Origin of the sequence: Gilliamella sp. Pas-s27, assembly GCF_009795865.1 — a bacterium.
Taxonomy (GTDB): domain Bacteria; phylum Pseudomonadota; class Gammaproteobacteria; order Enterobacterales; family Orbaceae; genus Gilliamella.
In genome coordinates this window covers 1-1,058 of sequence record NZ_WTEW01000083.1, presented here as the reverse complement: position 1 = coordinate 1,058, position 1,058 = coordinate 1, and the positions used below count along the sequence as shown (strand labels likewise).

Here is a 1,058-nt window from a genome sequence, read left to right as displayed (position 1 = left end):
GTATGTACAATTAATTTACCTTCATGGTCTCTAGTTATAATTGTTTTTTCCATTTTCTATCCACCTAAATTAATGAAGTAAAAAAAGAAGTAAAAATGAATATATAATGAAGTATTTTTGAAGCAAATTTTAGACTTACTTGTATTAACAACGAAAAATTGAATATACTGAATTAAGGTTAATTAATATTATTATATAGAAGTCAATAGTACCCTATCTGAGTGAATCATCAGTTACTGAGACAGTAAAAAAATAATCTTGCTCCTTATCAAATAACTCTAATTTGATAAGGGCAACTACATGCAAAATAAAAACTTTACTATTAATAAACAGCTCAATCAGAAACTAATTACACACCTAAATAAGCTACAAGATAGATACTCAAAAATTTTACCAATCCGAATCGACATTCATTATGCTAAGGATGATGAGTTCAATACTGATATTGAAACAACCAAAAAAGAAATAATGTACTTCCTCTATCAAGCTATGCAACTTGAACTTGATATTGTAGGGTATGCTGTTGTTATGGAATTTAATCAGAATGAACATATCCATTTTCATTCTGTTTTTTATGTAAATGGTCAAAAAAGCAAAAATACTATCCTATTTACGTTGCACAGGAACGTGCATGGTATGAACTGACTAAAGGTTATTTGTATGATTGTCAGCGGAATAATTATCATATTAATGGGTTAAGGATAATAAATCATCACGATGATGAAGCATTTCGTTCTGTTTGTTATATGCTCAGTTATTTAGCTAAAACAGAACAGAAATCATTTTTTAAAGAGTGTTATAGTGATTGTCTATTTTTAAGTAAAGTCCCGCCTCCACGTCATCGAGGAAAACCTAGAACACTTGGTTTGAATAAATTTTTAATTTCTTCCTAGTATTAGCAATAATCATTAAGCTTATTCGTGAGGCAAACTCATTTATCCTGTTTGCTTCATATTTCTCCAATATATTAACTACACTCTTATTATAAATAATTTTAAATAGATATCATTAGTTGAACATACCAATATGTCCGTTCAATTAACATTTTTATAAGGAGT

Annotated in this window: 1 protein-coding gene; it reads left to right on the top strand. The window is 28.2% G+C overall.

What is annotated here, in order from left to right:
- Window positions 1–300: 300 nt before the first annotated feature.
- Window positions 301–645: an inovirus-type Gp2 protein gene (locus GQ589_RS11755; RefSeq protein WP_160426432.1), complete on the top strand. Its 345-nt coding sequence runs from the start codon at window positions 301–303 to the stop codon at window positions 643–645.
- Window positions 646–1,058: the final 413 nt, after the last annotated feature.

Coding starts and splice junctions, on each gene's coding strand:
- GQ589_RS11755 (WP_160426432.1), top strand. CDS start 301: ATGCAAAATAAAAACTTTACTATTAATAAACAGCTCAATCAGAAACTA.